We start from the raw sequence: 24,845 nt of genomic DNA on the forward strand, positions 1-24,845 counted from the left end.
TTATCGCATATTTGCCGCTGGTCGATGCTGACTGCAAGGAAAATCTGCCAGAAAAAGGGAAAAACGGTGAAGGCTCACGTTCTACGCAAATCGGAGAATTGAAATGGAAAACGGTCAATTTGCAGTTCGTGGCAGGATCATGTCCTGGTGCCAGAACTGATTCAGATCGATCATCAACCGATTGAACTTCTCGATATCGAGCGGTTTCGTCAGGTAACCTTGCACCTGCAACTTCTCTGTTTCGACGAACGTGGCTTCGTCTGTCGAAGCCGTCATGATGACGACAGGGATTGATTTGATCTGTTCTTCAGCACGCAGTTCCGCCAGAACATCTCGACCATCGATACCGGGTAAACCCAGATCCAGAAAGATGAGATCAGGCCGGGGGGCTTGTTGATAAATCCCCCGCTGATGGAGAAATTCCAGGGCCTGCTCACCATCAGTCACCCAGGTGAGTCGATGTCGCAGGTGACTGTTTTTCAAAGCGCCAATAGCGATGCGCGAGAACATCAGGCTGTCTTCGACCAACAGGATCTCCATCGGGCGGCCAACGGTTTCTGTATTGATCATTTGACCTCCTCGCGAATGAATCACCTGCCTTAAGGATTTTCGCTTGGAAGATCCTGTTCCAGCAAGTGACCTGCGAGAAAATCCCTGCTCAAAAGGACGAATACTGGTCTGACCAGAATTGCCAAAAGCCAGTGATGTTTCGTCTGTTGTTGACTGACCACTTCTGGCGAGCGGGAGATGAGCCCCATGAAATGACCACGTGCGGAGTCCCTCCTGATTCCTGTGCCTCGTGGGCACCGGGTCAGTACGGTCGTCATTCTGAGGAAAATCGTCGGTGTCAGGTCGATAGATGTCGATCATTATGTACACAATTCAAAAAGCGAAAAGAGTCAGCGAAAGCGATTCGTCGGCGAAAATGGAGTTGTTGAGAAAGAATTCCGGTACTCACGAGAGCTCATTTCTGAGAGGCTTTACAGTCTGGGAGGGAAAACCCTTTCAGCAAACGAATTTGTCAGGTGAGTTTGTCCTGCAGAATCCTTCCGACACAAAACGCCGTTGGTTGTTCTCATGAGCAGGTTTGCGGAAATCAAAATGCTTCAGGCAATCAACACCAAGGATTGACACCTGACGAACTGTGAAAGTTCGCAGCGAGAATCTATCCGTCTGTTTCTGACGAGCGACCTTTGTCATGAAAATCATGGAATCTGTGTGATGCCCGACGAACATCAACAGAAACGCACGATACAAAACAAGCTCAATCAACCGGTCGAGTTGAATGCCAGGCGACACACTTCATTGAAGCTGTGGATTTCTCGCTGGGGACTACGTCTCTCTGCATGTCGATGGTGTGTCGCTTTCTGGCAGAGATCTCCTCATTCACCATCATCTCACCGGACTCTGAACATCGGGGAGCAGGGCGAAGCCAGAGCGGAGAAGTACTTGAAGGAGTTGGGATATCAGATTCTCGCCAGAAATCTACGCACCCGACTGGGTGAGATTGATCTTCTGGCACTCGAAGGCGAAACGATTGTCTTCATCGAGGTGAAAACCCGTAAGTCGGATGCGCGCGGCCGACCAGAAGAGGCGATTCATCCGCGTAAACAAAAACAGCTGTCGAGAGTGGCGATGGCGCTCTTGAAGTCGAAAGGGTGGTTGCATCGACAATCAAGAATCGATGTCATCACAATTACGGGAGAGCCAGAAAGCCCAGATTGTGAGCTCAGGCACTATCGCCATGCCTTTCCTTCGGTACTCTGACCCGATGATTCAACCATCGCGTCATTCAAACGCTATGACCTAACGTAATGGCAAAAGATCGGTTTCCAGGTCAAAGCGGGAATCGTCTTCCTCCCGGCCTTCCTGTGGCTTCCAGTTCACCAGGTCACTGAAGTCAAGAAAGCCATCGTCCAGTTCGTCTTCATCGGTCGTCGATGAATAGTGATTCGAACCTGCACTCAAGTGAGGCTGTGTAAAAAAAGTCTCACCCGTGCTTGAGTCACCGAATGGAACATCCTCAGTCGATGATTCGTTGGTCGAATCATCTTCAGGATTAAGCCATAGCGTTTCGATGCGTCGGGTTTCCGGCTGCCGGGTCTGAAGAATCTCAAGCCTGACGAAGGCTGGCTGAATCTCAATCACTCGAATGATCGTATCATCACCAACAATGAGACACTCGTTCACAGCTCGTGAAAACTCAAGCATCCTGAACCTCATCAGTTGTATTCCGGTATCACTTCCACACGACCTGCGAGTATGAGCCAGGCATTTCGCGTCCGAGTGATGTCATCAATTGAGGGGTCATTCTGCCGACGGACATCAACTCGCACAAGTCGGAAAATCATCTTGGCGCATAGTTCCGTAAACCTTCTCAACGTCAAGAAGTACCGCAACATTTCCCAAGATTTTTCTGCTGAAAAGCCAGTGAAATTGCCCTTGCATTGAAGACTCATCACTGATCACAGCACGTCCCGGAGAGTGATACTGAATCATGTCAAGTGTTGGGTCGTCGCTTCTATTGGCTTCAAAAAAAATCATCAAGTATGGCCCAGACGCTTGCATCCCCAATGCATTGTCTTTCTCGCTGGATCAACAGTCCAATGTCGTGATGCGATCAACTATCGATTGAGGAGTTGCCCAGGGCTCAGCCTGCGGGCTGCAAATGCCGGCTTGAGAGAGGCATCCATCAGAGAATCCACTCCTTCCAGTCGTGCCAGTGTCTGGCCTTGTCGATTCAGGATTTCCACATCCATGCTGACGACATGGGCTGTCGTCTTCTGGATGCGGCACGTGATGATCACACCTTCGGCAGGCCACTTTCTTTGGAGAATTTCAATGCGGCGAATTCCAGTCGGTAACGACGGCATGCCACGCTGTTGCCAAGCCCAGACAATCGCCATCTGAAAGATCACATCCAAGACAAGGGGATCAATCAGCCAACTGTGACGATGAGGTTTATGCATCCACAACCGAGGGGCCTCTGCCACGCGCGAGATCACGCTGAGTTGTCGTTCATTGCAGGTCAGAACCTGCTCGATGCCCTGCATGAGAGGGCCATGAAACAACCATTCCTGATACAGATCAGCGGGCAGGATTGAACGATCAAACGAGTCTCCTCGCAATTCGTTGGTGGTGGTTACGGGAGTTTGATCGATGGTCTGCCCCGTCATGATGACGTCTGCTGTGGCGTGCAGCAGCGTTCGTCCAGCCGCTTCGCTGGTCAACCGGGCTTGCCATGGTTGAACCCATCCACTGGTGTGGCGGGGGCTGTCAGCTTCGGCTAAAGGCTCCAGTTGAACCTTGAGGTGAGCGAGTTCATGAGAACTGAGGCGGACACCCTTCATCACTTTGACGTTCTCAAAACCACTCAGTGCCATCCCCGGGGAAAGATGTGCTGCCCCATGAGCCATCCATTCGAGCATCATCGCCAGCGGAAGGACCGCTTTTCCTCCAATCACATGATCATCCAGAAAAGGATGGTCATTGACTGACAGTAATCGATCAAACCCCTGTCGACTGGCCACGACTGGCTTAGTCTTTTCAATGGGCGTTTGTGACTCAACGAGTGTTGCCGCAGCCGTCGGTTGGACAGGAGCCAGGACGACGATTTCGACCGGCCGCTCGCTCGACTGGCAATACTCGCTGGCAAAAATCGAAGCACCTTCCCGCAGGGGAATCAATCCCACCTGTTCTTTGGAAAAAATGGCTCGCAACTGATCATTCACCATCCCGCCATCCCATGGCCCCCAGTTCCACGAGGTCACATGACACTCGGGATGCTGCGCTGCCCATCCCCGCGCCTGCTTATTGAGAATTTCATTGGCAATCGCGTAGTCGGCCTGTCCCGTTCGGCCGTATCGACCGGTGAACGAAGAGAATAGGCCCAGCATGCGCAATTGAGATGGATCAATAGCGGCAAGGAGATGCTTCAGCCCCTGAACCTTCACACGCATGACATCGTCAAATTGCTCCCGGGTCTTACGCTCAATCCGCGCATCCGCAATCACACCCGCCCCGTGAATCAAACCCCGGATGGGGCCCATAGTGGCCACAATCTCTGCCAACGCGTGGCGGACACTGGAGGGATTCGAAACATCCACCCGTTGATAAACGGCTCGCACACCAGCCTTCGCAAAACGATCAAGATTGGTACGGAGTTCCTGCTGCGCCAATCGTTGACGGGCTTCATCCGCTACCATTCGAGGTGTCCAGCCGACGGGATTTTCGCTCATGATCTGCTGACGGAATTCGATTTCCGTCAGTGGTCGGTCATTCTCGCTGGTCGTCGCAGAAAGTTCAGGAGGCGGAGTTCGCCCCAATAGCACCATGGTTGTCCCCAGGGCTTTGCCGAATTCAAGGGCGGCTTCCATCGTCACGCCGCGGGCACCACCTGAGACAACGACGAGATCGCCAGTAGACAGAACGGGGTTCGCTTGGGCAGTTGCTCCCTGCACATCGAGCGTGTTCCATTCCACCTGAACTTCTACGGGAGATCCTCCCGGAAACTGCGCGATCCCCGTCTCGAGGGGGCCTGTGGCCAAAAGTTCTTCCACAAGCTGCGGTACAGCCTCTGTGTGGGAAAGTTGTCCTATGTCGAACACTCTCGCAGTGACTTCGGGCCATTCGTGCCGAGCGGTCTTGATGAGCCCGGTCAATCCGCCCGATTCTGGAGCGACGATGTGGCGAGGAGCGTTGGAGTCCAAAACTCCAAAGTGGCCATTGAGACGGACAACGCCGCCTAACAATCGTCTTTCACCGGCCACAACATCTTTGCGAAGTGCCGACGAAACCTGCTGCAGCCATTCGAGGTTCTGCCACAGGTTTGTCAAAGGGTCCTGGGCCGCTGTACTTGGGAGAAGGATCAAGCCGCTCAGAACATCGGGAACACTAACCACCGACGCACCTTGTATGGTGGCTGTCTGAGGCACAATTCGAGAGGTAATGCCCTCGTTGATCAGAGCACTGGCGAGTGCGCGGGAAAGACCGCTCTCTCCGAGGCCATCATCAGTGATCCAGACTTCGTGCCGGAATACATCCTTAGTGCGGCGTTCGCTGGCAGGTGCGAGAGCCACTGTTTTCAAAAGGCCACGCTGGAGTGTGTGTGGTTCCGGGAAGCGAACCTCACGGGGCATGGCCTGTGTGCTGCCAGCAATGGCAGTCGGGGGAAGCTCATTCTCTTTGTGAGTGGATTCAACAATGAGTCCGAATGAGCCTAGTGCATCAGATGAAGTGTTTTTTTTTAACTCATACGTGCTAACGGGAATGCCTGCAGCAGTGGTCTCCGGATAAGCCGCAACGACATCGGCGAGTGTCTGGAGCGAGCCCAGTTGTTCTGGAGAAACGACGGGCAGGTTCGGGAATCGTTCCTGCATGGCACTGAGAATCTCGACACGCTTGATCGAATCGATCCCCAGGTCGTGATCAAGACTCATCCGCAGCTGTAGCATTTCCTTGGGGTAACCCGTTTTTTCGGCGACGACCTGCAGCAAGGCATTGGCGAGATCAGATCCGCCAGAATGTCCGTTTGAACCATTGGTTCCATGGGAAGCTGCTGGCATGCTCACGGAAGGAGAGGCCGAACTCTGAATCACTCCCGAGGAAGCCGCGATGCCCGCGGACGGCACTGGTTCGCCCGGGTAGGCAGCGACGACATCGGCGAGAGTCTGAAGCGAGCCAAGCTGTTCTGGAGACACAACAGGGAGGTTCGGGAAACGTTCCTGCATGGCACTGAGAATTTCGACCCGCTTGATCGAATCGATCCCCAGATCATGATCAAGACTCATCCGCAGTTGCAGCATTTCCTTGGGGTACCCCGTCTTTTCTGCGACCACTTCTAATAGTGAGGCAGCCAGACCGCTGGATTCGCTGACAGAACTCGTCTGCGATCGGCTGGAAGTCGGTACTGGTGCGGTCAGTTCCTGGGGAATCTTCGCAACTGCTGGTGCAGTACCTGTTGTCGATTGCGGATAGGCTGCGACGACATCGGCAAGAGTCTGAAGCGAGCCGAGCTGTTCTGGAGACACGGCGGGCAGGTTCGGGAAACGTTCCTGCATGGCACTGAGAATTTCGACGCGCTTGATCGAATCGATTCCCAGATCATGATCAAGACTCATTCTCAGTTGCAGCATCTCCTTGGGGTAGCCGGTCTTTTCAGAGACCACTTCCAAAAGTGACGCTGCCAGTTCGGAGTTCGTCTTTCCGGCTGGAGGTGCCATAACTGGCACAGGAGCTGGTACTGTGACTGGAACTGCTGCTGGTACCACTGCTGAGACCACAGGTTGAGCGGGTGTGATCATGGGTGGGGCCGGTGGCAAGACGGCGACTGGCGGTATAGCCAAGATCGTTGTGGCGGGCACCGCAGGTGTCACTATGGGTGGCATTGCCGGTGGCAGAGGTGCTGCCAGTGCCTGGGTCGCAGGGCTGGTCATTGAACCATTGGGGCTGGCGGCTGGCACATGCTGAATGAGTTGTGTCAACAACTGTAAAGCCTGCTGCTGCTGCGCGAGAAATGTCTGATGTGCCAGAGCGGTCTGCTGCTGAATGGCCTGCAGTGTCTCAAGATAGGATGCCACGGGGGAAGAATCCTTGATCTGAACGGGATGAGTGAGCGGTTGTGTTTGGTTGATCTGTGCGGTGTTCGTGATGCTGTTGGTAACGAAACGATCTTCCATAGAATTCAGTGAAAATTCGGAAGACTTAGCTGATGCGCCTGTCGATGAAGATGCCGTAGTGTGTGAACTTAACTCAGGTGACATCGATGACTTTGGTGGTGTCAATGAAGCATGCTGTTGAGCAACATCAGAAGAGCTTTGAGGCATCGAACCAATAGCGTTGGTCAAATTGGCTCTCGGCAGTTCAGAGCTCGTTGCCGGGATTTGAACCGGCTCAGCCAACTTCGTTTTGACAGGCAGAGGTGGCTTGGGCTTGGTGTAGTTGGCACCACAGATCGGAATGGTGCCTTCCCGTGGTTCGGGGAGATGGTGATTACTCCAGAGTGTGGGGGCATCCCAATGCGCGAGTTGAAGATCGTGACCACTCACAGCCAGTTGGCCCAGTAACCAGGCCAGATCCCATTCACCTCGTCGGCGTCCTTGTGAACTATCAAGAGCCAGAGCCTGATGCGGTTGCCCACTCAGGATCGAAGAGACCAGCCCTGTCAACACGTGGCCGGGGCCCACTTCGATAAACGTGCGCACCCCTGACTGATACATCGCGCGAATCTCATCCAAAAAATGGACAGGCCTGGCCAGTTGACTGGCCAGCAGTTCGCGGGCAGCGTCTGCTTCCTGTGGATAGACTTTGGCCGATGAGTTGGCGTAAACGGGAATCGATCCGCCATGAAAGGGAATCTGTTCGAGTGCCGGACGGAATTTGTGGGCCGCCTGTGCGACCAGCGGGCTATGGAATGCCGCAGCCACCGCCAACTGTTTGCCTCGCAGATTCCGCTGGCCCAGCAATTCACCAGCCCGGGCAATCTGATCCAGCCGACCCGAGATCACGACTTGTGAAGGGCTGTTATGGTTGGCAATTACCAGTTCGAGATTCAATTCGCGAAGTGCCTGCTCGACAACTTCACTTGAAGCATGGATTGCGAGCATGCCACCCGGCTGAAGTTCTCCTTCCGCCATGAGTTGCCCGCGCAGCATACTGAGTCGATAAAGCTCTTCAGGCGAAAATCGGCCCGCCGCACACAGAGCGGTCAATTCCCCATAGCTATGCCCAGCCACAGCGGTTGGTCGAATGCCAAACCGTTGAAGAACTCTCCATCCTCCCAGGCTGACGGCGCCTAAGGCAGGCTGTGCGACATCCGTGGCTTTCAGCTGGGTAGTGGCCAAAGCACGCGCTTCGTCATTCCAGACGTTAACAGGGTAAATTGCGTCCGATAACGTCCAGGAAAAGGCCCGATTTCCCGTTCGAGGTGCATCCGCAAAGGCATGATTGGCAGCAGCCAGCACATCCCGCATTTCGGGAAAGAGACAAGCCAGATCGCGGAGCATTCCCGGATACTGTGATCCCTGTCCGGGGAATAAAAGTCCGATCGATCCAGAGGCGAATCCTCGCGAATAGGCGACTCCTTCGGGAAGTGTCCATTGCACAGGTGCTTCGAGAGGAGACTGCCGCGTGCGGCCGATCTGCTCGATCGCCCGTGTTGCCGGTGTTGGCCAGTCGGTCGAGGAAAGATCAGCCACCATGGCTAGTCGGCAGAGATCCTGAGCACGAAACTGGCTCCGCAATTGTGATGCTAGCTGGCGAACTGTTTTTGGTGAACGACGAGCCTGCGCGAGAAACTCATGGATCGTTCGAATGAGCTGATCGTCATCAGGGCCACTGAACGTAAGCAGTTGAATCTGACCATCCCACCCCGGTTGGCGTGGCGGGCGGCATTCAGCCGGTGCTTCTTCCATCACACAGTGAAAGTTACTTCCTCCAAAGCCGAACGCACTGACTCCTGCCCGCCGCTTGCGATTCAGGCCCGGCAGCCAAGGGCGGCTCTGAATGTTGACATAGAACGGGCTTTGACGATCGCCGGAATTGGAGCGGAGAGCATCCGCCGGTTGATCGACTTTAATTGTCGGGGGCAGGACCTCGTGGTGAAGTGCGAGGAGCACTTTGATCAGACTGGCAATGCCTGCAGCCGCTTTGGTGTGACCAACCTGCGACTTGACGGAGCCGACAGCACACCAGGCACTTTTTGCTTCGCCGGCAACTGTTCGGGCAGCGGCCTCAAAGATCGTCGTCAGACCTTTGATTTCGGTGGCATCGCCAACTTTAGTTCCCGTCCCGTGAGCTTCCACCAGATCGATTTCGTGGGGAGAAATCCCCGCCTGCTGATAGGCATCTTCCAGGCAGCGAATCTGACCTTCGGCTTTGGGCGCATAAACCGCAGTCCCTTTGCCATCACTGGAAGTCCCCACACTGCGAATGACACCCAGAACGCGATCGCCATCCCGTTTTGCATCGGCGAGTCGCTTGAGAACCATCAGCCCGACACCTTCACCCAGCATTGTGCCATCTGAGTTCTGGCTGAATGGCCGGGCATCTCCTGTCGGAGACAGTGCCGGCGTTTTGCTGAAGCACATATACATGAAGATATCATTGAAGGTATCGACACCTCCGGTGAGCACCATATCGCTCCGACCCGCCTGCAGTTCGAGCAGAGCCAGGTGTAACGCGCTTAATGAACTGGCGCAGGCGGCATCGACCACACAGTTCGTGCCCCACAAGTCGAGCTTATTGGCAATTCGACCGGCAACCACGTTTCCTAGTAGCCCAGGGAAAGAGTTTTCCTGCCAGGGGACATACGCTGCCGAGATGCGCTCGATGACATCCTGTGCCACTGAGGGGGCCACACCCGCTTCTTCGAGAGCTCGTTTCCAGTGCGGATGCCCCAGTCGAGCACCCAGTGGAATGACCATTTCGAGAGTACCGGTGACTCCGAGAATGCACGAAACCCGCGATCTGTTGAAGACTCGTTCCTGCCCGTAACCTGCGTTTTCCAACGCTCTTTTGGCGGCCACCAACCCCAAGAGCTGGGAGGTATCAATCGCTTCAAGATTATTCGGTGAGATGCCAAATTCGAGCGGGTCGAAATCAACAGCTTTCAAAAACCCACCCCTACGGGCATAGGTTCTATCAGGAGATTTCGGGTCAGCGTGGAAATAGTCGTCGACGTTCCAGTGTGTCTCGGGAATCTCACGAATGCAGTCGACACCACGCCGGATATTTGACCAGAATTCCTCGGCACTGGCCGCTTCCGGAAACAGACACGACAGACCGATGACCGCAATCGGTTCTGGAGCAGATCCATGTTGCTGTGGTGTCGTAGCAAGTTGAGACATTGTCGAGGGAGCCATGCCGGTCATTTATTCTTCAGGATCTGGACAGGATGCAAAATCTGGACAGGATGCAAACTATCGATTGTGATCACAGCCATCAGTTGATCAAGTCGAGAAGAGTTTGTCGCTCCTGTGGAACAACTCTCTGCCAATCAGGATGAACAGGGAAGCCTGTCCATTGCAAGGCATTGGCTCGTTGCACATAAGCCGCACCGTAGAGCAGATTCAGAGCGACAGTACTCACTTTTCTGGCGGCAGGTTCGGCGAGGAACGTACCCTTGGTCCATTCATTGAAAGCTCCCATCGAAGGGCCGCACCAGATCTGGTAGTCGAGTCGACGTTCTGGCAAACCTTGATTGGCCCAGCGTGAGGACTGGCCCAGATACCATCGGAAAATCAACGCCATTTTATGTTTCGGCTCTTTTTCCGCACGTTCCAGCTGACGAGGATCCCGCTTGGTGAAGAATTCGACGGTCTGTTGCCAAACGTGGTCGAGTGTGGTCTGGAACATCGTCTTTTCGATCTGCTGACGTTCAGCGACAGGGATGTCATCAACCGATGCATAGGTGCGATAGAGTTCGTGCAGCTTGGCGGCTCGCATGGCGAACATGGTGCCTCGTCGCAAGACCTGCAGTTTAACTCCCATCTCGAACATGTCAGCCGCCGGTGCCATAATGCAGTCAGCCTGCTGAGCTTCGGCTAACAGTTTTCGCACGACATCACTGGTACCTGATTCCACACACGCCTGATGAACGGAGCCTACCATCACATAGGCGGCACCCATCAGATAGGCTGCGGCTGTCGATTGGGGTGTGGCAATCCCTCCCGCTGCACCGACTCGCACTGGTTCGGCAAACTTGAATTCATCCTGAAGTCGATCGCGCAGGGCAATCAACGAAGGCAGCAGCGACACCAGCGGGCGGTTATCCGTATGGCCACCCGAATCAGCTTCAGCAGTCACATCCTGAGCGACAGGAATGTAAGCCGCAAGACGTCCCTGTTCTTCAGTCAGCACTCCCGTAGAGACCATGTGGGCAACCAGTTTGGGAGGTGCCGGGGACATGAATTTCGTAGCGACTTCGACGCGAGAAACTTTGGCAACGACACGGTTGGGGACCACGATTTCGTGTCCACGCTGATGCACACCAGAGAGCCGATATCGAATGATATTGGGTGTCAGATCCAGGAATGCAGAAGCCTCGACCAGCCGGACATTTCGCCGAAGATACAGATCTGTCACAGCCGCTTCGAGCCGAGGTTCACTGGGGCTGTGAATCAGGTTGGCGCCCCATGGCTTCCCGGCACAGTTTTGCTCCAGCCTGGTCAGGGCCTGTTCAACACGTTCGGGCGAAAGTCCGGCTGCTCCAAAAATCCCCAGCATGCCCGACTGAGCCATCTCTTCGACAATGGATTCGGAACCAATCCCTGCCGCCATGGCACCGGACATGTAGGCATATTTGACGCCGTGATATTGCCTGAAGGCGGCCGAGCCCAGTTGGTGAGGGTGGAGTGCGGGAATGATACCCAGTAAATGTCCTTTCGCAGAACCATGCCAGGGCTCAATGCAATAGTCATGGGGTGCTGATTCTGGTTCAAGAGCAGTCACCGACAATGGCCAGTTGAGTCGTCCCAACAGTTGGGCCACGGCTTGAGGTTCTCGAGGAGAGGCCCAGGTTGCAGAATGATTCCCTGCCGAGGGTCGTGGGCCAGCCGATGTTGTCGTCATGCTTCTCGTATCCACCGAACTCTGGGAAGTTTCAGAGTATCGCTCGATTGCCAATCCCATGTCAGCCGTGACGAACATCTGGCGGCGTCATGTCTGCCAGTAAGTTTTTGCAGAAGTCAAACACCAGGGAGAGTGATTTTCACTCAGTCATTGAACCGGTGACGTCTCAGGACTCTTTGATCAGAGCGTTCCTGTCAGGTAATTGGCGTTGACTTTGCGGACGCTATTATACGACTTGAGTGGGACAACGCACCTCTCAGAATCCTCTGTGAGTAGCCTCTTTCTGGAATTCATCTGTCGATCAACTCCGGTTGTAGGAACCAGCCGGGATTTTGTTAAGCTGGGCGAAGATTTCCCGATTTGCAATCGCTCGCGGGCGAGTCTTCACTCGTCGTGACTGTCACAATCTGGCATCATCGTGACGAACGCGACCGTTACTGTGTCAGGGGGTATGCGATTCTGTGGGATTGTGAATGATCCCGAATGCTGATGAGCATCGATAAGGACAGATTTTGAACGCTGATGGTGCCATCTGATGACGTGGCGAACGTTCTGGGCGAATGCTTTCGCCATACCTCGAAAGCCTCCGTTATCTGCGGAAGATCGGGCGCTTTCGGCCTGGGTGGCTCAGGAACTGAAGCGGAGAAACCTCGATGTTCCGGCTATTCTGGTGGTTGAATCGTGCCAACCACTCGCGGGAATTGCCGCCCAGCTCATGATCTTCCTGGAGCCGAGCCTGTCTCTGTTCATGCGGCCAGTTGACATTGGCAGGTTTCGGGAATTCATCGAGAAAGAAGGGGCGCTGGATGATCTGGTCGGGCGACTGCAAGGCCAGCCCGCAGTCGAGGTTGGCGATTCAAAATCAAAAGATCAGACAGAAGCCAATTCGGAACCTTCTCGACTGCCGGAGACTTCCAGCATCTCAGATTCCATCAACTCTTCGGGTGACTCGCCATCGGCCGTTTCTGACGCAACCACCGAGAGGCCATAACCCAGGGCCTGACGACCTTCGGGAGTCAGTTGATAGCGCAGACCATGCTGTGCTTCTGCAAGTTCAAATCGAATGAGCCCCCAGGCGATCAACTTCCCATGCCCGGCAGAAAGAGCAGCAGGCTCCATGCATTCAAGGCTGGAAATGCGCGGGATCCAGGTCTCTGTCAGCCCGTTCGCAAGTTTCTGGGGCTGATAAGCCTCAAGAAGGCTTCGTAACTCTGGCTGTTGGCCGATGAGTCGGGAAGGCATGCCCAAAAGATCCACAAGTTCAAAAGATTCGTGGGGTTTCATGCCGTTCGTATCGACCTGAATCTGTCGATGGAAACGGTTTGCCTCATGACCGCGATTTAACAGTCATGAGGCATGCAACCGATATATTCGGATTCACCCGAGCGCGACTGATCCTAACGGCACGAATGCCGATGGGTTGGATGGGGCAGGAATCACCTGAGATCAGATGTTTTCAGCTTTCAGAAGCATGGCTTCAATCGCAAGTCCTGGTCCAAAACCGAGGGCGACAACAGGGCCATTGATTCTTTCTTCACGCATTCTGTCGAGTACGAACAGAATCGTTGAAGAGGACATGTTGCCGTGCTTTTCGAGCACTTCACGGGCCGGGGCCACATGGCTGTTGGAAAGTGAAAGTGCGGCCAGGCAGGAATCGAGAATACGCGGACCACCCGGGTGAATGGCCCAACCAGCGATATCCTTGATGGTGAGTCCTTCGCGAGCAAGGAAAGGAGTCAGCCAGCTGACGAGGTTTTCCTCAATCAGTGCAGGAACTTTTTGCGAGAGAGTCATTTCGAAGCCATGATTTCCAATCCGCCAGCTCATCGCGAACTTGGTGTTGGGCACCAGGAACGAGCCACTGCGGATCAGTTGATAGGCTGGCTTTCGATCCTCAATCTTCGAAGATCGGCAAATGACGGCTCCAGAACCATCTGCAAAGAGTGCATTGGCAATCACTTTGTCGGTTGTCCAGCCGTAATGGTGGTGCAGGCTGCAGAGTTCGACAGAGCACATCAGAACGACGGCATCGGGATCAGAAGCAGTGTATCCATGAGCGACACGCAGACCGTTAAATGAGCCGTGGCAACCCATGAAGCCGACATGAGTTCGTGAGGTGTTGCGGTTGAGGCCCAGTTCTTCAATCAGGCCCATGTCCACGCCGGGAGAATTAAATCCACTGCAGGAAACCGTCACTATGTGCGTGATCTCTCTGGCGTCCTGGCCTGCATCCCGGAGTGCAGCGACAGATGATTTGATGGCCAGTGGTAAGGCATGCTGCTCGTATTGCCTCATGCGTTCCTGCGTGGAGGGCCCGTAATCTTCTTCGTTCTCGCGTTCGTAAAAGAAGAATTCATCTCGATCGTCGGCTCGAATGAAATCTTCTGGTTCCGCACCGACTAGAACAGAGCCGCGATGTTTGACGCCTGATCCCTGATAGATCATTTCCATGACCCGGCGATGTTCATCGGAGTCGCAACAGGTGTTGCTCATGGCAGAGTAAGCATCCATTTGCGGGATTCGTGATGCGGGAGCAGCAGTCCCGATTCCAGAAATGAGCATTGCCATAATCACTAACTCCGAAAAAAAGCACATGAGAAACGAAAACTTCGAGATTGTCTGGTGGACGCAACCAGCTCAGGAGAGAGACTGATATTTGCCAGCCGGGCAAGGTGAAGACTGAGTCAATACGACTTTTGAAAACCAGCCCCAGTGTAATCGCGATTTTCTTCGCAATCACTGTAAACATTCCAGATTCTCTCATTTGCCAGAAAATCTGATCTTTATCAACTATCGACTTGCCAAGTGTGAAGACCCGCAGAATTCGCGAGTCAAAACCACATCAACTGGCATGAAGGCTGCCTACATGGCACAACCGGCGTAATGCGAAGCACCAGCAAAGAGATAGATCCCTGTCGAACAGAGGTCAACGCAATCACAGAAGGTACTTAGGGGTCGTAAGTGCATGTTCTTGAGTTTGAAGGTTTGGAACATGCATTTCCTGCGAGGGTTACGTTGAAACAAAATCTTCGCAGAAATTTTAAAACAAGTGTTTGACATGTCGGGTCGATAGCCTAGAATGAATCAAACGTTTGTTTAGTTTTGTTGGAAAAAGTAATGCCCCCCTCTTCGGATGATACCCGGACCCGGCTGGTGGAAGCGGCTGGTCTCATGTTTGCAGACAAAGGATTTGATGCTGCGGGTGTCCGGGAGATCTGTCACGAAGCCAAGGCCAATGTGGCGGCCATCAAGTACTACTTTGGGGATAAACGCAGTCTTTACAAAGCTGTTCTCGAACATGTGCATGTCTGCAAGGAAAATCTTGGGCAGGTCATGGCGAGTGAGGAGTGGCAGGCCCAGACACCATTGCAACAGCTGAAGTCTTTCATTCTCGAAATGGTCAAGGAGCATCTGGCAAGCCAGAAGCCGGCCTGGCACCTCGAAATCATGCTCTGGGAAATGACCAGGCCCACTCCTGAGGGCAAAGAAGTAATTGAGCTGCAACTCCGCCCGATGGCCACGCATCTTAAAAAAATTCTCATGCAGATTGTGGGAGATGATATCCCTGAAGAAACCATCTGGAAGTGCGGCTTCAGTATCGTGGGGCAGGTACTTTTTTACTACGTTCATCAGGCGATCGCCCGGCAATTGGCGGGGGACACTATTTATAATCAGCTCACAGTGGAGCAGATTGCCAGTCATATCTATAGATTCTCAGTCGCGGGATTAGCAACGGTTGCCAACCGACCAGAACTGGTTACCCAAATTGATTCATAAAGTTCAGCTTTGAAAATCGGATTGATTCTATAAGCAGTATTCTACACACAATTCATGGAGCACCAGTTATGAACTGGGTGGCTTGGAAAATGCTCAATGGCGATCCCGTGAAATACCTCGGGACCGTCTTTGGTGTGGGCTTCGGAGTTCTCCTGATTGCCCAGCAATGCTCGATCTTTGTGGGCATTATTCTCCGCACGGCAAATCCAATTGCTGATGTTCGAGAAGCTCAGATCTGGGTCATGGATCCATATCTGCAGAATGCCGACGAAATTAAGCCCCTTTCTGATAGCGATCTCTATCGGATCCGTGGCGTGGAAGGAGTGGATTGGGCGGTCAAAATCTATAAAGGACTGGCTCGAGCTAAAATCGAAACGGGAAACTTTCGCCAGGTGATTCTGATGGGAGTTGATGATCAGTCGTTGATCGGTGCTCCTGTCAAAATGATTGAAGGAGATATTCGCGATCTCAAGCGGCCGGATGCCATCGTGATGGATCAGTATGGATACAAGTATCTATGGCCGAACGAGCCTTTTCAGGTCGGTCGTGAAGTCGAAATGAATGATCGCCGGGCAGTGATTGTCGGGATTTGCGATGTTTCCGCACCATTTCAATCATTCCCGGTTGTATTCACGCGATATTCACAGGCTGTTCAGTTTGTGGCCAGCGAACGCCAGCAGTTGTCATTTGTCGTGGCGGCTCCCCGTCAAGGATATCAGGTTGATGAAGTGTGTCGCCTGATAAATGAGCAAACTCGCTCAATTGGCGAGAAGTCCGGATTGATTGCCATGCCGTATCGTGAGTTTGTCTGGATCAATATCAAATACTATCTGGAGAATACGGGGATCCCGGTGAATTTCGGGATCACGATCACCTTGGGTTTTATTGTCGGAACGGCGATTGCAGGACAGACATTCTACTTATTTACAATTGAGAATCTGAAACAGTTTGGAGCGCTCAAAGCGATGGGAGTCACAAACTGGGGGATCGTGGGCATGATTTGCCTGCAGGCTTCTGTCGTGGGGGTGATTGGTCTTTCGATTGGTTTAGGATTGACGGCTCTTTTCTTTGTCGCGACGACCAGGCTTTTACCCGATTTGCGCGGTTTGCATCTGATGTGGGAAATTGCCGGGGGAACGTGCCTGGCTGTCACGTTAATTATTTGCCTGGCAAGCGCATTAAGTCTGCGAAAGGTGTTAACGCTCGAACCGGCCGTGGTTTTCCGATAACAAGTCATCGCACTGTTTGTGAGATAGTAAGTGATACATGGAATCTGAGTCTGCTACGCGATTTTTGTTTACCGGTTTCTACTTTGCTAAGTGATAGTGATGAGTCTGTGGGATGCTGGTAAGTAACAGGTTGTTTCCTGCGTGTCTGTGTGAGGGGTATCGATGAATACATTGCTCATGCCGGAGTCCTCGATTAACACGCAGTCCCCACTGAAGGTGGGTGTGGCTTGTGTGAAGCTTGTGAAAGAGTTTGGTGACGGCGCGAATCGCAATCGCGTGCTTCACGAATTGGATATTGATTTTTACTCGAACCAGTTGACCCTGCTGGTGGGCCCCAGTGGTTGTGGCAAGACAACACTGATTTCGATTATTGCCGGCCTGTTGTTTCCCACCAGTGGTGATGTCGAACTGTTTGGAACGCCTCAATCGCGCTTGAAGGGCGGAAAGCTGGTTCGTTTTCGGGCTCAGAACGTGGGTTTTGTGTTTCAGCAATACAATCTGCTGCCGGCTCTCACTGCGACTGAGAATGTCTGTGTACCGCTGCTGATTCAGGGGGTTCCCAGGCCCCGGGCATTGATCAAAGCGAAAGAAATGCTCGATCGCGTCGGTCTTTCTCCCCGGGCGGGGGCATATCCACGAGAGCTTTCAGGCGGTCAACAGCAGAGAGTCGCCATTGCTCGGGCACTCGTGCATGAACCGCGACTACTCGTTTGTGATGAACCGACGGCTGCACTGGATGGAAATTCGGGTCGGACTGTGATGCAACTGATCCGGGAAGTGTCCGTTCAGCCGGGGCGTGTGGTGATTGTCGTCACGCATGACTCGCGGGTCTATTCCTATGGTGATCGCATGATTGAAATGAGCGATGGTCGAGTGACGAATATCAGTAATTCTCCGTCATCGTCGATGACCGATTCTCAAGTGATCAGTCAGTTCAAGACAAAGGAAACTCACTGATGCGCCGCTGGATATTGCCAGTTCTTGCTGCCGTGGCCTTGGCGTTTTCACTCGTTCATATGAGTTTGGAAAATGTGCGCCCACCGGCACAGTTCCCGCCTGTGGAACCGGCCAGGTCACCTTATCGACAGGTGGTGGCCGGGTCCGGTCTGATTGAAGCGAAGTCGGAGAACATCTCAGTGGCTGCTGAAACCGCTGGTGTTGTTACAGAGATTGCCGTTCGAGTGGGCCAGTCGGTCGAAAAGGGCCAGGTATTATTCCGCCTCGATGATCGAAAACAGCGTTCCGAGCTGGGAGTTCAGACCGCAGCGCTTCTATCGGCCAAAGCTGAGTTGGAGCGATTGAAAGCGTTACCTCGGCCAGAAGATCTTCCTCCCAGTGCTGCAAAACTGGCAGAGGCCCGTGAGGATCTGGAGTTGCAGAGAGACCAGCTCAACCGTGCCGAAGAATTGGTGGCGAAACGAGTGATCCAGCAGGAAGAACTCGTCCAAAGAAAGCAGGCCTATTCGATGGCCCGGGCCCGGCTGGAGAACGCCGAGGCGCAGGATCAAAAACTTCGGGCAGGTGCCTGGAGTTATGAAATTGATGTGCAGAAAGCAGCTGTCCTGCGGGCTGAACAGCAAGTGGCTCAGGCCCAAACAGAAATTGACCGGCTGGTGGTGAAATCTCCGATCAATGGCGTGGTGCTGAAAGTCGATTTGCGGCCTGGAGAATTCGTCGGAGCCCCACCGGGTCAGCCATTGATCATCATGGGTGATCTTTCGACCCTGCATGTGCGCGTCGATATTGATGAGCAGGATATCCCCAGATTTCGTCCCGGATTGCCTGCCAAGGGATTTTTGCGTGGAGACGCCAAGTTTCCCATCGATCTTTCATTTGTGCGAGTAGAACCCTACACGCAGCCCAAAAAGTCATTGACCGGTGATAGTAAAGAGCGTGTGGACACTCGCGTCCTGCAGGTGATCTACGCGATTGACCCCAATTGGCGATCCAAGGGAAAGTCGCCATCCAAAACCGAAAACACCACACCTGTGCCATCAGCAGGTCAACCCGCAACGCACCCACTTGAAAATGAAATCCTGGCCGCGGATGAACCCGTTGAGATTTACGTCGGACAGCAGATCGATGTCTTTATTGACATCGAAGAGAAGCCTTCGGCCGCTCAGCCGGAGAAAACTTCGCAGGCCAGACGCAAGCCAGTGTCTTCTGAGAGAATGGTGGCGTTATCAGAGGTGGCGCCCTGAACCAGGTGGCGTTTTGTTGAGGATCAACGCCGTACTGTGAGTCATTCGGTGGATCGCAAAGTATTTGTCTGTATGGTATTGCGATTATATCGACCGGACTGCGGCTGATCAATGTTTTGTTTCGTTCTGAACAAATCAGCGATCAAGCTGCAGCATCCTAGGGAGTGAGATTTCCTCAATTCGCTTTCTGGCGAACCTGTCAATAAGAAAATTCTCAAGTTTGTTGCAGGTTGAGGCGGGATCATGTTAGTCTTACCGGTTGCTGCGCAGACTGCGCCGAAACCGATTCGCACAAGGAGTGTTGGGTGAGCACCGGCGAAACATCGTACGATCGCGTCAATGAGTTTTCCTCGATTAAGATCAATCTGGCCAGCCCTCACGATATCCGGAGCTGGTCCTTCGGTGAGGTGAAAAAGCCGGAGACTATCAACTACCGAACATATCGTCCCGAGAGGGATGGTTTGTTCTGTGAGCGTATTTTCGGTCCAGAAAAAGACTGGGAATGCGCCTGCGGTAAGTACCGCGGCATGAAGTACAAGGGGATGATCTGCGACCGTTGCGGCGTTAAAGTCACGCATAGTCGTGTTCGCCGTAAGCGCATGGGGCACATTGAGTTAGCTGCCCCGGTCGTGCATATCTGGTTCTTCAAGAGTATGCCCAGTCGCCTGGGCGCTCTGCTGAGTGTGAAGACGACGTCACTGGAGAAAGTGATCTACTTCCAGGACTACCTGGTGATTGATCCGGGTGACACGACTCTGAAGAGGGGTCAGTTGCTCACAGAAGAAGAATATCGTCAGGCCAAAACCAAGTTCGGCGAAGGCAGCTTCGACGCCGACATGGGTGCGGATGCTATCAAGAAGATGCTGCTCGATCTGAATCTCGTCGAGATTTCTCAGCAGCTTCGCGTTGAGCTCAAGAAGACGAACAGCCAGCAGAAGAAAAAAGAGCTGATCAAGCGTCTGAAGATTGTGGAGTCCCTCCGCGACAGCGATAACCGCCCTGAGTGGATGGTGCTCGACTGTGTGCCAGTGATTCCACCTGATCTGCGGCCACTGGTGCTGCTCGATTCTGGCAACTTCGCGACGAGCGATCTGAACGACCTCTACCGCCGCATTATCAATCGAAACAATCGGTTGAAAAAACTGGTCGATTTGAATGCTCCTGAAGTCATCGTGCGCAACGAGAAGCGCATGTTGCAGCAGTCGGTCGATGCGTTGTTTGATAACAATCGCTGCAAGCGGCCAGTGCTTGGCTCGTCGAATCGTCCGCTCAAATCCTTGACAGATATGATCAAGGGGAAGCAGGGTCGTTTCCGCGAGAACCTGTTGGGTAAGCGCGTTGACTATTCGGCTCGTTCGGTGATTGTCGTCGGTCCAACCCTGAAGCTGCACCAGTGTGGTTTGCCGAAGAAGATTGCTCTTGAGCTCTATCAGCCCTTCATCATCCGTCGCCTCAAGGAACTCGGCCATGCCGATACCATTAAGTCGGCTAAGCGGATGCTGGAGCGTCGCGACGAAGAGGTGTGGGATATTCTTGAAGAGGTGATCACGAATCACCCGGTGTTGCTCAACCGCGCACCCACGCTGCACCGAATTGGTATTCAGGCGTTTGAACCACAACTGGTGGAAGGGAATGCGATTCGTATTCACCCGCTGGTTTGCCGTGGTTTTAACGCTGACTTTGACGGTGACCAGATGGCCGTCCACCTGCCGCTCTCGATTGAGGCACAGGTTGAGGCTCATACGCTGATGATGTCGACACACAACATCTTCAGCCCGTCGAACGGGGCGCCGATCATCAGTCCGTCACAGGACATTGTGATGGGTTGCTACTATGTGACGATGAAGAAGCCAGGCCTGATTGGCGACGGCATGACATTCTCTTCGACGCAGGAAGTCTACACAGCCTTCCAGCATGGCAAGGTGCGCCTGCATACTTCGATCCGCGTTCGCCTGCCGAAAGACAAGCGAGTGAAGGGAGAAGGGGCTGACACCTACAAGAAGGGTGGCCTGGTTGAGACGAGCGTCGGGCGAGTGGTCTTTAACGATATGATCTCGCCAAAGATGGCTTTCTATAACTACACCATGAAAGGTCGCGACCTGGCAGGTGTGATTTCCGACTGCTATCTCGAAATGGGTCGTCGCGAAACGATTGCTCTGCTGGATCGCATGAAGGAAACTGGTTTCCGCGAATCAACTCGCTCGGGCCTTTCTTTTGCCGCCAGCGATCTGAAGACACCACCCAATAAGGACAAGGTGATTTCGGAAGCCGAAGCTCACGTTCTCAAGTTCCAGAAGAACTATGAGAAGGGTGTGATTACGGCGAAAGAGCGCTATGAACAGACGCTGGACCGCTGGACTCAGGCTCGCGAAGCGATCACCGTTTCTATGATGGACGAGTTCAAGAACGACGTTCGCGATGAAGGTCGTTATGTGAATCCGATCTTCCTCATGGCAGATTCGGGTGCACGCGGTGGCGTCGAACAGATTCGGCAGTTGGCCGGTATGCGTGGTTTGATGGCTAAGCCAAGTGGCGAAATCATCGAAACACCGATTAAGGCCAACTTCCGCGAAGGCCTGACAGTGCTGGAGTATTTCAGCTCGACACACGGTGCTCGTAAAGGTCTGGCTGATACTGCACTCAAGACAGCCGATTCGGGATACCTGACTCGTAAGCTGGCGGATATCTGTCAGAACCTCGTCATCACCATGCGTGATTGCGGCACCACCAAGGGGATTACCCGCGGTGTGATTTACCGTGGCGAGAAGGTCGAAGTCGGTCTCGCTGACGCCATTCGTGGACGAGTCAGCCGGACGAATATCGTCAATCCTGTGACAGATGAAGTGGTTGTTCGTGAGGATGAACTGATCACAATCGAGATTGCCCGCAAGATTGAGGCGATGGGCCTGGAGAAAATCCAGGTGCGCAGCCCCATGACCTGTGAGGCAGGCCTCGGGATCTGTCAGCTTTGCTATGGGATGGATCTCTCCACAGGTGCACTGGTTGAAGAAGGTCTGGCAGTCGGAACGATTGCTGCCCAGTCGATTGGTGAGCCTGGAACCCAGTTGACGATGCGTACCTTCCACGTGGGTGGAACGGCATCTCGTGACGTGGAAGACAGCGAAATCAAGTGCCGCAAGGGTGGTCGAGTTCGCTTTGCCCGCGTTCGCAGCGTTGTCAATGCGGATGGTAAAGCCGTGGTGCTGGGGCGCAATGGTGAAGTCACCGTTGTGGACAGCAAAGATCGTGAACTCGAGAAGTACACGATTCCGAACGGGGCGACTCTGCAGGTTGCCGAAAACGAAGTCATTGAAGCGGGCCAGATTCTCTGCTCGTGGGATCCTCACTCAGTACCGATCCTCTGCGAAGTGGGTGGTAAGGTGCGGTTCGAAGATTTGATCGAGGGTCAGACTGTTCGCTCTGAAACCGATCGCATGGGTAACATTCGTAAGACGATCATCGAACATAAGGGTGATCGTCATCCGCAGATTGTGCTGGAAGACAGTGCTGGTAAAATTCTGGACTTCTACTACCTGCCTGAAAGGGCGACAGTGGAAGTTCTCGAAGGCCAGCAAGTGGCCGCCGGTTCGATTCTGGCGAAGAACCCCCGCGAATCGATGGGTACGCAGGACATCACCGGTGGTCTGCCCCGAGTTACTGAACTATTCGAAGCCCGTAAGCCTAAAGAACCTGCCATTATCTCTGAGATTGATGGCGAAGTAGAACTGGTGGCTGAGAAGAAACGCGGCAAGCGAATCATCAAGGTCAAGGGTGTTGACGGGACCGAACGTGAACACATTATTCCCCATGGTAAGCAACTGCTGGTTCACTCAGGTGAGCAGGTGAAAGCCGGGGATGCCCTTGTTCGCGGACCACTGGTGCCTCACGACATTCTGGCAGTCAGTGGCGAAGAAGCAGTCCATGCCTATTTGCTGCATGAAATCCAGAACGTATACCGCTCACAGCGTGTGGTCATCGACGACAAGCACATTGAATTGGTCGTTGCCCAGATGCTGCGAAAGGTTCGTGTGGATGATGTCGGTGATACGACATTGCTGCCAGGCGTGCTGATTGACCGGTTTGAATTCCGCAAGATTAATCAGAAGCTTCAGCAGTGTGGCCGAGTGACCGATCCTGGTGACTCAGAATTCCATAAGGACGACATTGTCCCGCTGGAAACGATTGCTCAAGTGAACGAAGAAATTGAAGCTTCCGGCGGGCAGCCGATTGCGACGGCCAAGCCACGACCAGCGTCTGCCAGTACACAATTGCTGGGGATTACGAAGGCCGCTGTGCAGAGCGAAAGCTTCCTGTCGGCAGCCAGTTTCCAGGAAACGACCAAGGTGCTCACGGAGGCTGCCATCGCCGGTAAGTCCGATTACCTTGTGGGTTTGAAGGAAAACGTGATTCTTGGCCACCTGATTCCCGCAGGAACTGGCTTCAAGCTTCATCAGAAGTCTGAGGTTCGAATTCGGCCGGAAGCTCTCGCGGAGTTGACTGCCGAAAGAGACAGGATTCTGGCCGCCCGGGCAAACTTGCTCAACGAACCAGAGATTTCGCCCAACAGTGGGCTGGGGCGTCTCGAATAAATCCCTGAGAAGACGCAGGGACTGATTGAGTGGTGTGAAGCAGAGAGAGAAACGAGGAGTCGCCTCTCTCTGCTTGAATTCTGGTTCATGTGCACTGGCACGGAGCCAGGCGTGAGAACCAACTGAAAGTCGGGTTCGTGACTCGGTTAGGTTGAACTCTCAACAGCCGTACGTTATCCTTTTCGACTTTCCAGAGAAACTTATCCGCTCGCAGACATGTTCATTCGGTCTTTTGAGTCCGTAAGTTGTTATCTGGTAAGCACATACAAATAGTTCTTGTTGATGCGGCAGATGTCTGCAGCCTGATGGACAGATTGATTTATGCCTACGATTAACCAGCTCGTTCGCAAACCACGCGTGAAGCAACCTAACCGGACCAAGTCACCGGTACTTGAGGCTTGTCCACAAAAGCGTGGTGTGTGTCTGATGGTGAAGACGATGACTCCTAAAAAGCCAAACTCGGCTTTGCGGAAGATTGCTCGTGTTCGCCTCTCTAATGGAAAAGAAATTACAGCCTACATCCCTGGTGAAGGGCACAACCTGCAGGAGCACTCGATTGTGCTCGTGCGCGGTGGTCGTGTTCGCGACTTGCCGGGTGTTCGCTACAAGATCATCCGCGGTGTGCTTGATACTCTGGGTGTGAACAATCGTAAGCAGGCTCGCAGTCGTTACGGTACCAAGCGGCCTAAGTAGGCGATCATTGAGGGCGGATGTTCTCTATCACAGTTTTTTGTGAGATGCGTCTGCCTTGTTGTGGTGGTCAGAGATTGTCAGTCGGTAAACATCAGCTTGTTTTCGTCTTGCTAAACGTTTGAGAGATTTATGGCCAGTAAATTTACAGCCAGTGCTGATCAACTTAAGCCCGATACCCGTTATGGTTCCCGTCTGGCTTCCAAGTTCATCAATTGCCTGATGCACGATGGTAAGAAGAGTGTCGCAGAAGGCGTCTTTTACGATGCTCTGGATATCATTGCCGAGAAGATTCCCGATCGCAGCCCGATTGAGATCTTTACCACGGCTGTTGATAACTGCCGTCCCAACGTCGAAGTTCGCTCGCGTCGCGTGGGTGGTGCCAACTACCAGGTGCCGACTCAGGTGAAGCCCAAGCGTCAGCAGACATTGGCGATTCGCTGGATTCTGGCTGCTTGTCGTGGCAAGAAGGGTCGCCCTATGCACCGTAAGCTTGCTGAAGAGTTTATGGCCGCCTTCCGTCGTGAAGGTGCTGCTGTCACTTACCGTGAAAACGTGCACCGCATGGCCGATGCCAACAAGGCTTTCGCTCACTTTGCTAACTAATTTCCGACTGTTACTGGTTGGAAGCTGAGTTCAAGTGTTGCACTCTGGCTGTTCAGCCGGCTACTGATTTGAAGTGCGGCGTGATAATCGATCACGCCGCACTTTTTTTTCGGATCCATCGTCTTCACTCAGTGAGTTGTTCGAGAGCGTCTGTCAGATCAAACTGAGTGGCTGACTGCTGGAGG

At 53.4% G+C, this 24,845-nt stretch carries 14 protein-coding genes; 8 read left to right on the forward strand and 6 right to left on the reverse strand.

The features are described from left to right. Positions 1–114: 114 nt before the first annotated feature. Entirely contained in the window at positions 115–870 is a 756-nt protein-coding gene (locus PLIM_RS24665; protein WP_230849377.1) for a response regulator, read from the reverse strand. 351 nt (positions 871–1,221) lie between these two features. On the opposite strand from PLIM_RS24665, the gene PLIM_RS02415 reads away from it, so the two are divergent. Next, a complete protein-coding gene (locus PLIM_RS02415; RefSeq protein WP_052301471.1) occupies positions 1,222–1,767 on the forward strand; it encodes a YraN family protein in 546 nt (181 codons plus the stop codon). 39 nt (positions 1,768–1,806) lie between these two features. Here the strand turns inward: PLIM_RS02415 and PLIM_RS02420 are convergent, their stop codons facing one another. The 5 genes from PLIM_RS02420 to PLIM_RS02450 all read right to left on the reverse strand — a co-directional run bounded on the left by PLIM_RS02420 (position 1,807) and on the right by PLIM_RS02450 (position 14,163). Next, positions 1,807–2,211 (reverse strand): carbon storage regulator, encoded by a 405-nt coding sequence (locus PLIM_RS02420; protein ID WP_013108742.1) that lies wholly within the window; start codon positions 2,209–2,211, stop codon positions 1,807–1,809. A gap of 413 nt (positions 2,212–2,624) precedes the next feature. Continuing rightward, on the reverse strand, positions 2,625–9,860 hold the full coding sequence (locus PLIM_RS22275; protein ID WP_196349514.1) for a type I polyketide synthase: 7,236 nt from the start codon (positions 9,858–9,860) through the stop codon (positions 2,625–2,627). Between the two features lie 79 nt (positions 9,861–9,939). Next, positions 9,940–11,568 (reverse strand): PfaD family polyunsaturated fatty acid/polyketide biosynthesis protein, encoded by a 1,629-nt coding sequence (locus PLIM_RS02435; protein WP_013108744.1) that lies wholly within the window; start codon positions 11,566–11,568, stop codon positions 9,940–9,942. An 870-nt stretch (positions 11,569–12,438) separates the two neighbouring features. Beyond that, on the reverse strand, positions 12,439–12,810 hold the full coding sequence (locus PLIM_RS02445) for a hypothetical protein (protein WP_148226949.1): 372 nt from the start codon (positions 12,808–12,810) through the stop codon (positions 12,439–12,441). A 204-nt stretch (positions 12,811–13,014) separates the two neighbouring features. Then, positions 13,015–14,163, reverse strand: coding sequence for a type III polyketide synthase (locus PLIM_RS02450; protein ID WP_148226950.1), 1,149 nt, complete (start codon positions 14,161–14,163; stop codon positions 13,015–13,017). A gap of 522 nt (positions 14,164–14,685) precedes the next feature. Between PLIM_RS02450 and PLIM_RS02455 the strand changes: the two genes are divergently transcribed. From PLIM_RS02455 to rpsG, 7 genes are all read left to right on the forward strand, one after another. Further along, the gene (locus tag PLIM_RS02455) at positions 14,686–15,345 is read left to right on the forward strand and encodes a CerR family C-terminal domain-containing protein (RefSeq protein WP_013108748.1); all 660 of its coding nucleotides are present in this window, start codon (positions 14,686–14,688) and stop codon (positions 15,343–15,345) included. A 68-nt stretch (positions 15,346–15,413) separates the two neighbouring features. Continuing rightward, entirely contained in the window at positions 15,414–16,574 is a 1,161-nt protein-coding gene (locus PLIM_RS02460; RefSeq protein WP_013108749.1) for an ABC transporter permease, read from the forward strand. Between the two features lie 162 nt (positions 16,575–16,736). Beyond that, positions 16,737–17,531 (forward strand): ABC transporter ATP-binding protein, encoded by a 795-nt coding sequence (locus PLIM_RS02465; protein WP_013108750.1) that lies wholly within the window; start codon positions 16,737–16,739, stop codon positions 17,529–17,531. Continuing rightward, positions 17,531–18,775, forward strand: a complete 1,245-nt coding sequence (locus PLIM_RS02470) for an HlyD family secretion protein (RefSeq protein ID WP_013108751.1) — start codon at positions 17,531–17,533, stop codon at positions 18,773–18,775. The genes PLIM_RS02465 and PLIM_RS02470 overlap by 1 nt, the downstream gene beginning before the upstream one ends. 305 nt (positions 18,776–19,080) lie before the next feature. Continuing rightward, complete coding sequence (gene rpoC, locus PLIM_RS02475) at positions 19,081–23,364, forward strand: DNA-directed RNA polymerase subunit beta' (RefSeq protein ID WP_013108752.1); 4,284 nt, start codon at positions 19,081–19,083, stop codon at positions 23,362–23,364. Positions 23,365–23,685: 321 nt separating this feature from the next. Next, a complete protein-coding gene (gene rpsL / locus PLIM_RS02480; RefSeq protein ID WP_013108753.1) occupies positions 23,686–24,057 on the forward strand; it encodes a 30S ribosomal protein S12 in 372 nt (123 codons plus the stop codon). Between the two features lie 129 nt (positions 24,058–24,186). Further along, positions 24,187–24,660 (forward strand): 30S ribosomal protein S7, encoded by a 474-nt coding sequence (rpsG, locus tag PLIM_RS02485; RefSeq protein ID WP_013108754.1) that lies wholly within the window; start codon positions 24,187–24,189, stop codon positions 24,658–24,660. Positions 24,661–24,845 lie beyond the last annotated feature (185 nt).

Origin of the sequence: Planctopirus limnophila DSM 3776 (assembly GCF_000092105.1) — a bacterium.
Taxonomy (GTDB): Bacteria; Planctomycetota; Planctomycetia; order Planctomycetales; family Planctomycetaceae; genus Planctopirus; species Planctopirus limnophila.

Excerpts from the sequence above, each read along its gene's own strand:
- rpsG (WP_013108754.1), top strand. The coding sequence starts at position 24,187 with ATGGCCAGTAAATTTACAGCCAGTGCTGATCAACTTAAGCCCGATACC.
- PLIM_RS02465 (WP_013108750.1), top strand. The coding sequence starts at position 16,737 with ATGAATACATTGCTCATGCCGGAGTCCTCGATTAACACGCAGTCCCCA.
- PLIM_RS02460 (WP_013108749.1), top strand. The coding sequence starts at position 15,414 with ATGAACTGGGTGGCTTGGAAAATGCTCAATGGCGATCCCGTGAAATAC.
- PLIM_RS02450 (WP_148226950.1), bottom strand. The coding sequence starts at position 14,163 with ATGTGCTTTTTTTCGGAGTTAGTGATTATGGCAATGCTCATTTCTGGA.
- rpsL (WP_013108753.1), top strand. The coding sequence starts at position 23,686 with ATGCCTACGATTAACCAGCTCGTTCGCAAACCACGCGTGAAGCAACCT.
- PLIM_RS02445 (WP_148226949.1), bottom strand. The coding sequence starts at position 12,810 with ATGCCTTCCCGACTCATCGGCCAACAGCCAGAGTTACGAAGCCTTCTT.
- PLIM_RS24665 (WP_230849377.1), bottom strand. The coding sequence starts at position 870 with ATGATCGACATCTATCGACCTGACACCGACGATTTTCCTCAGAATGAC.
- PLIM_RS02455 (WP_013108748.1), top strand. The coding sequence starts at position 14,686 with ATGCCCCCCTCTTCGGATGATACCCGGACCCGGCTGGTGGAAGCGGCT.
- PLIM_RS02470 (WP_013108751.1), top strand. The coding sequence starts at position 17,531 with ATGCGCCGCTGGATATTGCCAGTTCTTGCTGCCGTGGCCTTGGCGTTT.
- PLIM_RS22275 (WP_196349514.1), bottom strand. The coding sequence starts at position 9,860 with ATGGCTCCCTCGACAATGTCTCAACTTGCTACGACACCACAGCAACAT.
- PLIM_RS02415 (WP_052301471.1), top strand. The coding sequence starts at position 1,222 with ATGCCCGACGAACATCAACAGAAACGCACGATACAAAACAAGCTCAAT.
- PLIM_RS02420 (WP_013108742.1), bottom strand. The coding sequence starts at position 2,211 with ATGCTTGAGTTTTCACGAGCTGTGAACGAGTGTCTCATTGTTGGTGAT.
- PLIM_RS02435 (WP_013108744.1), bottom strand. The coding sequence starts at position 11,568 with ATGACGACAACATCGGCTGGCCCACGACCCTCGGCAGGGAATCATTCT.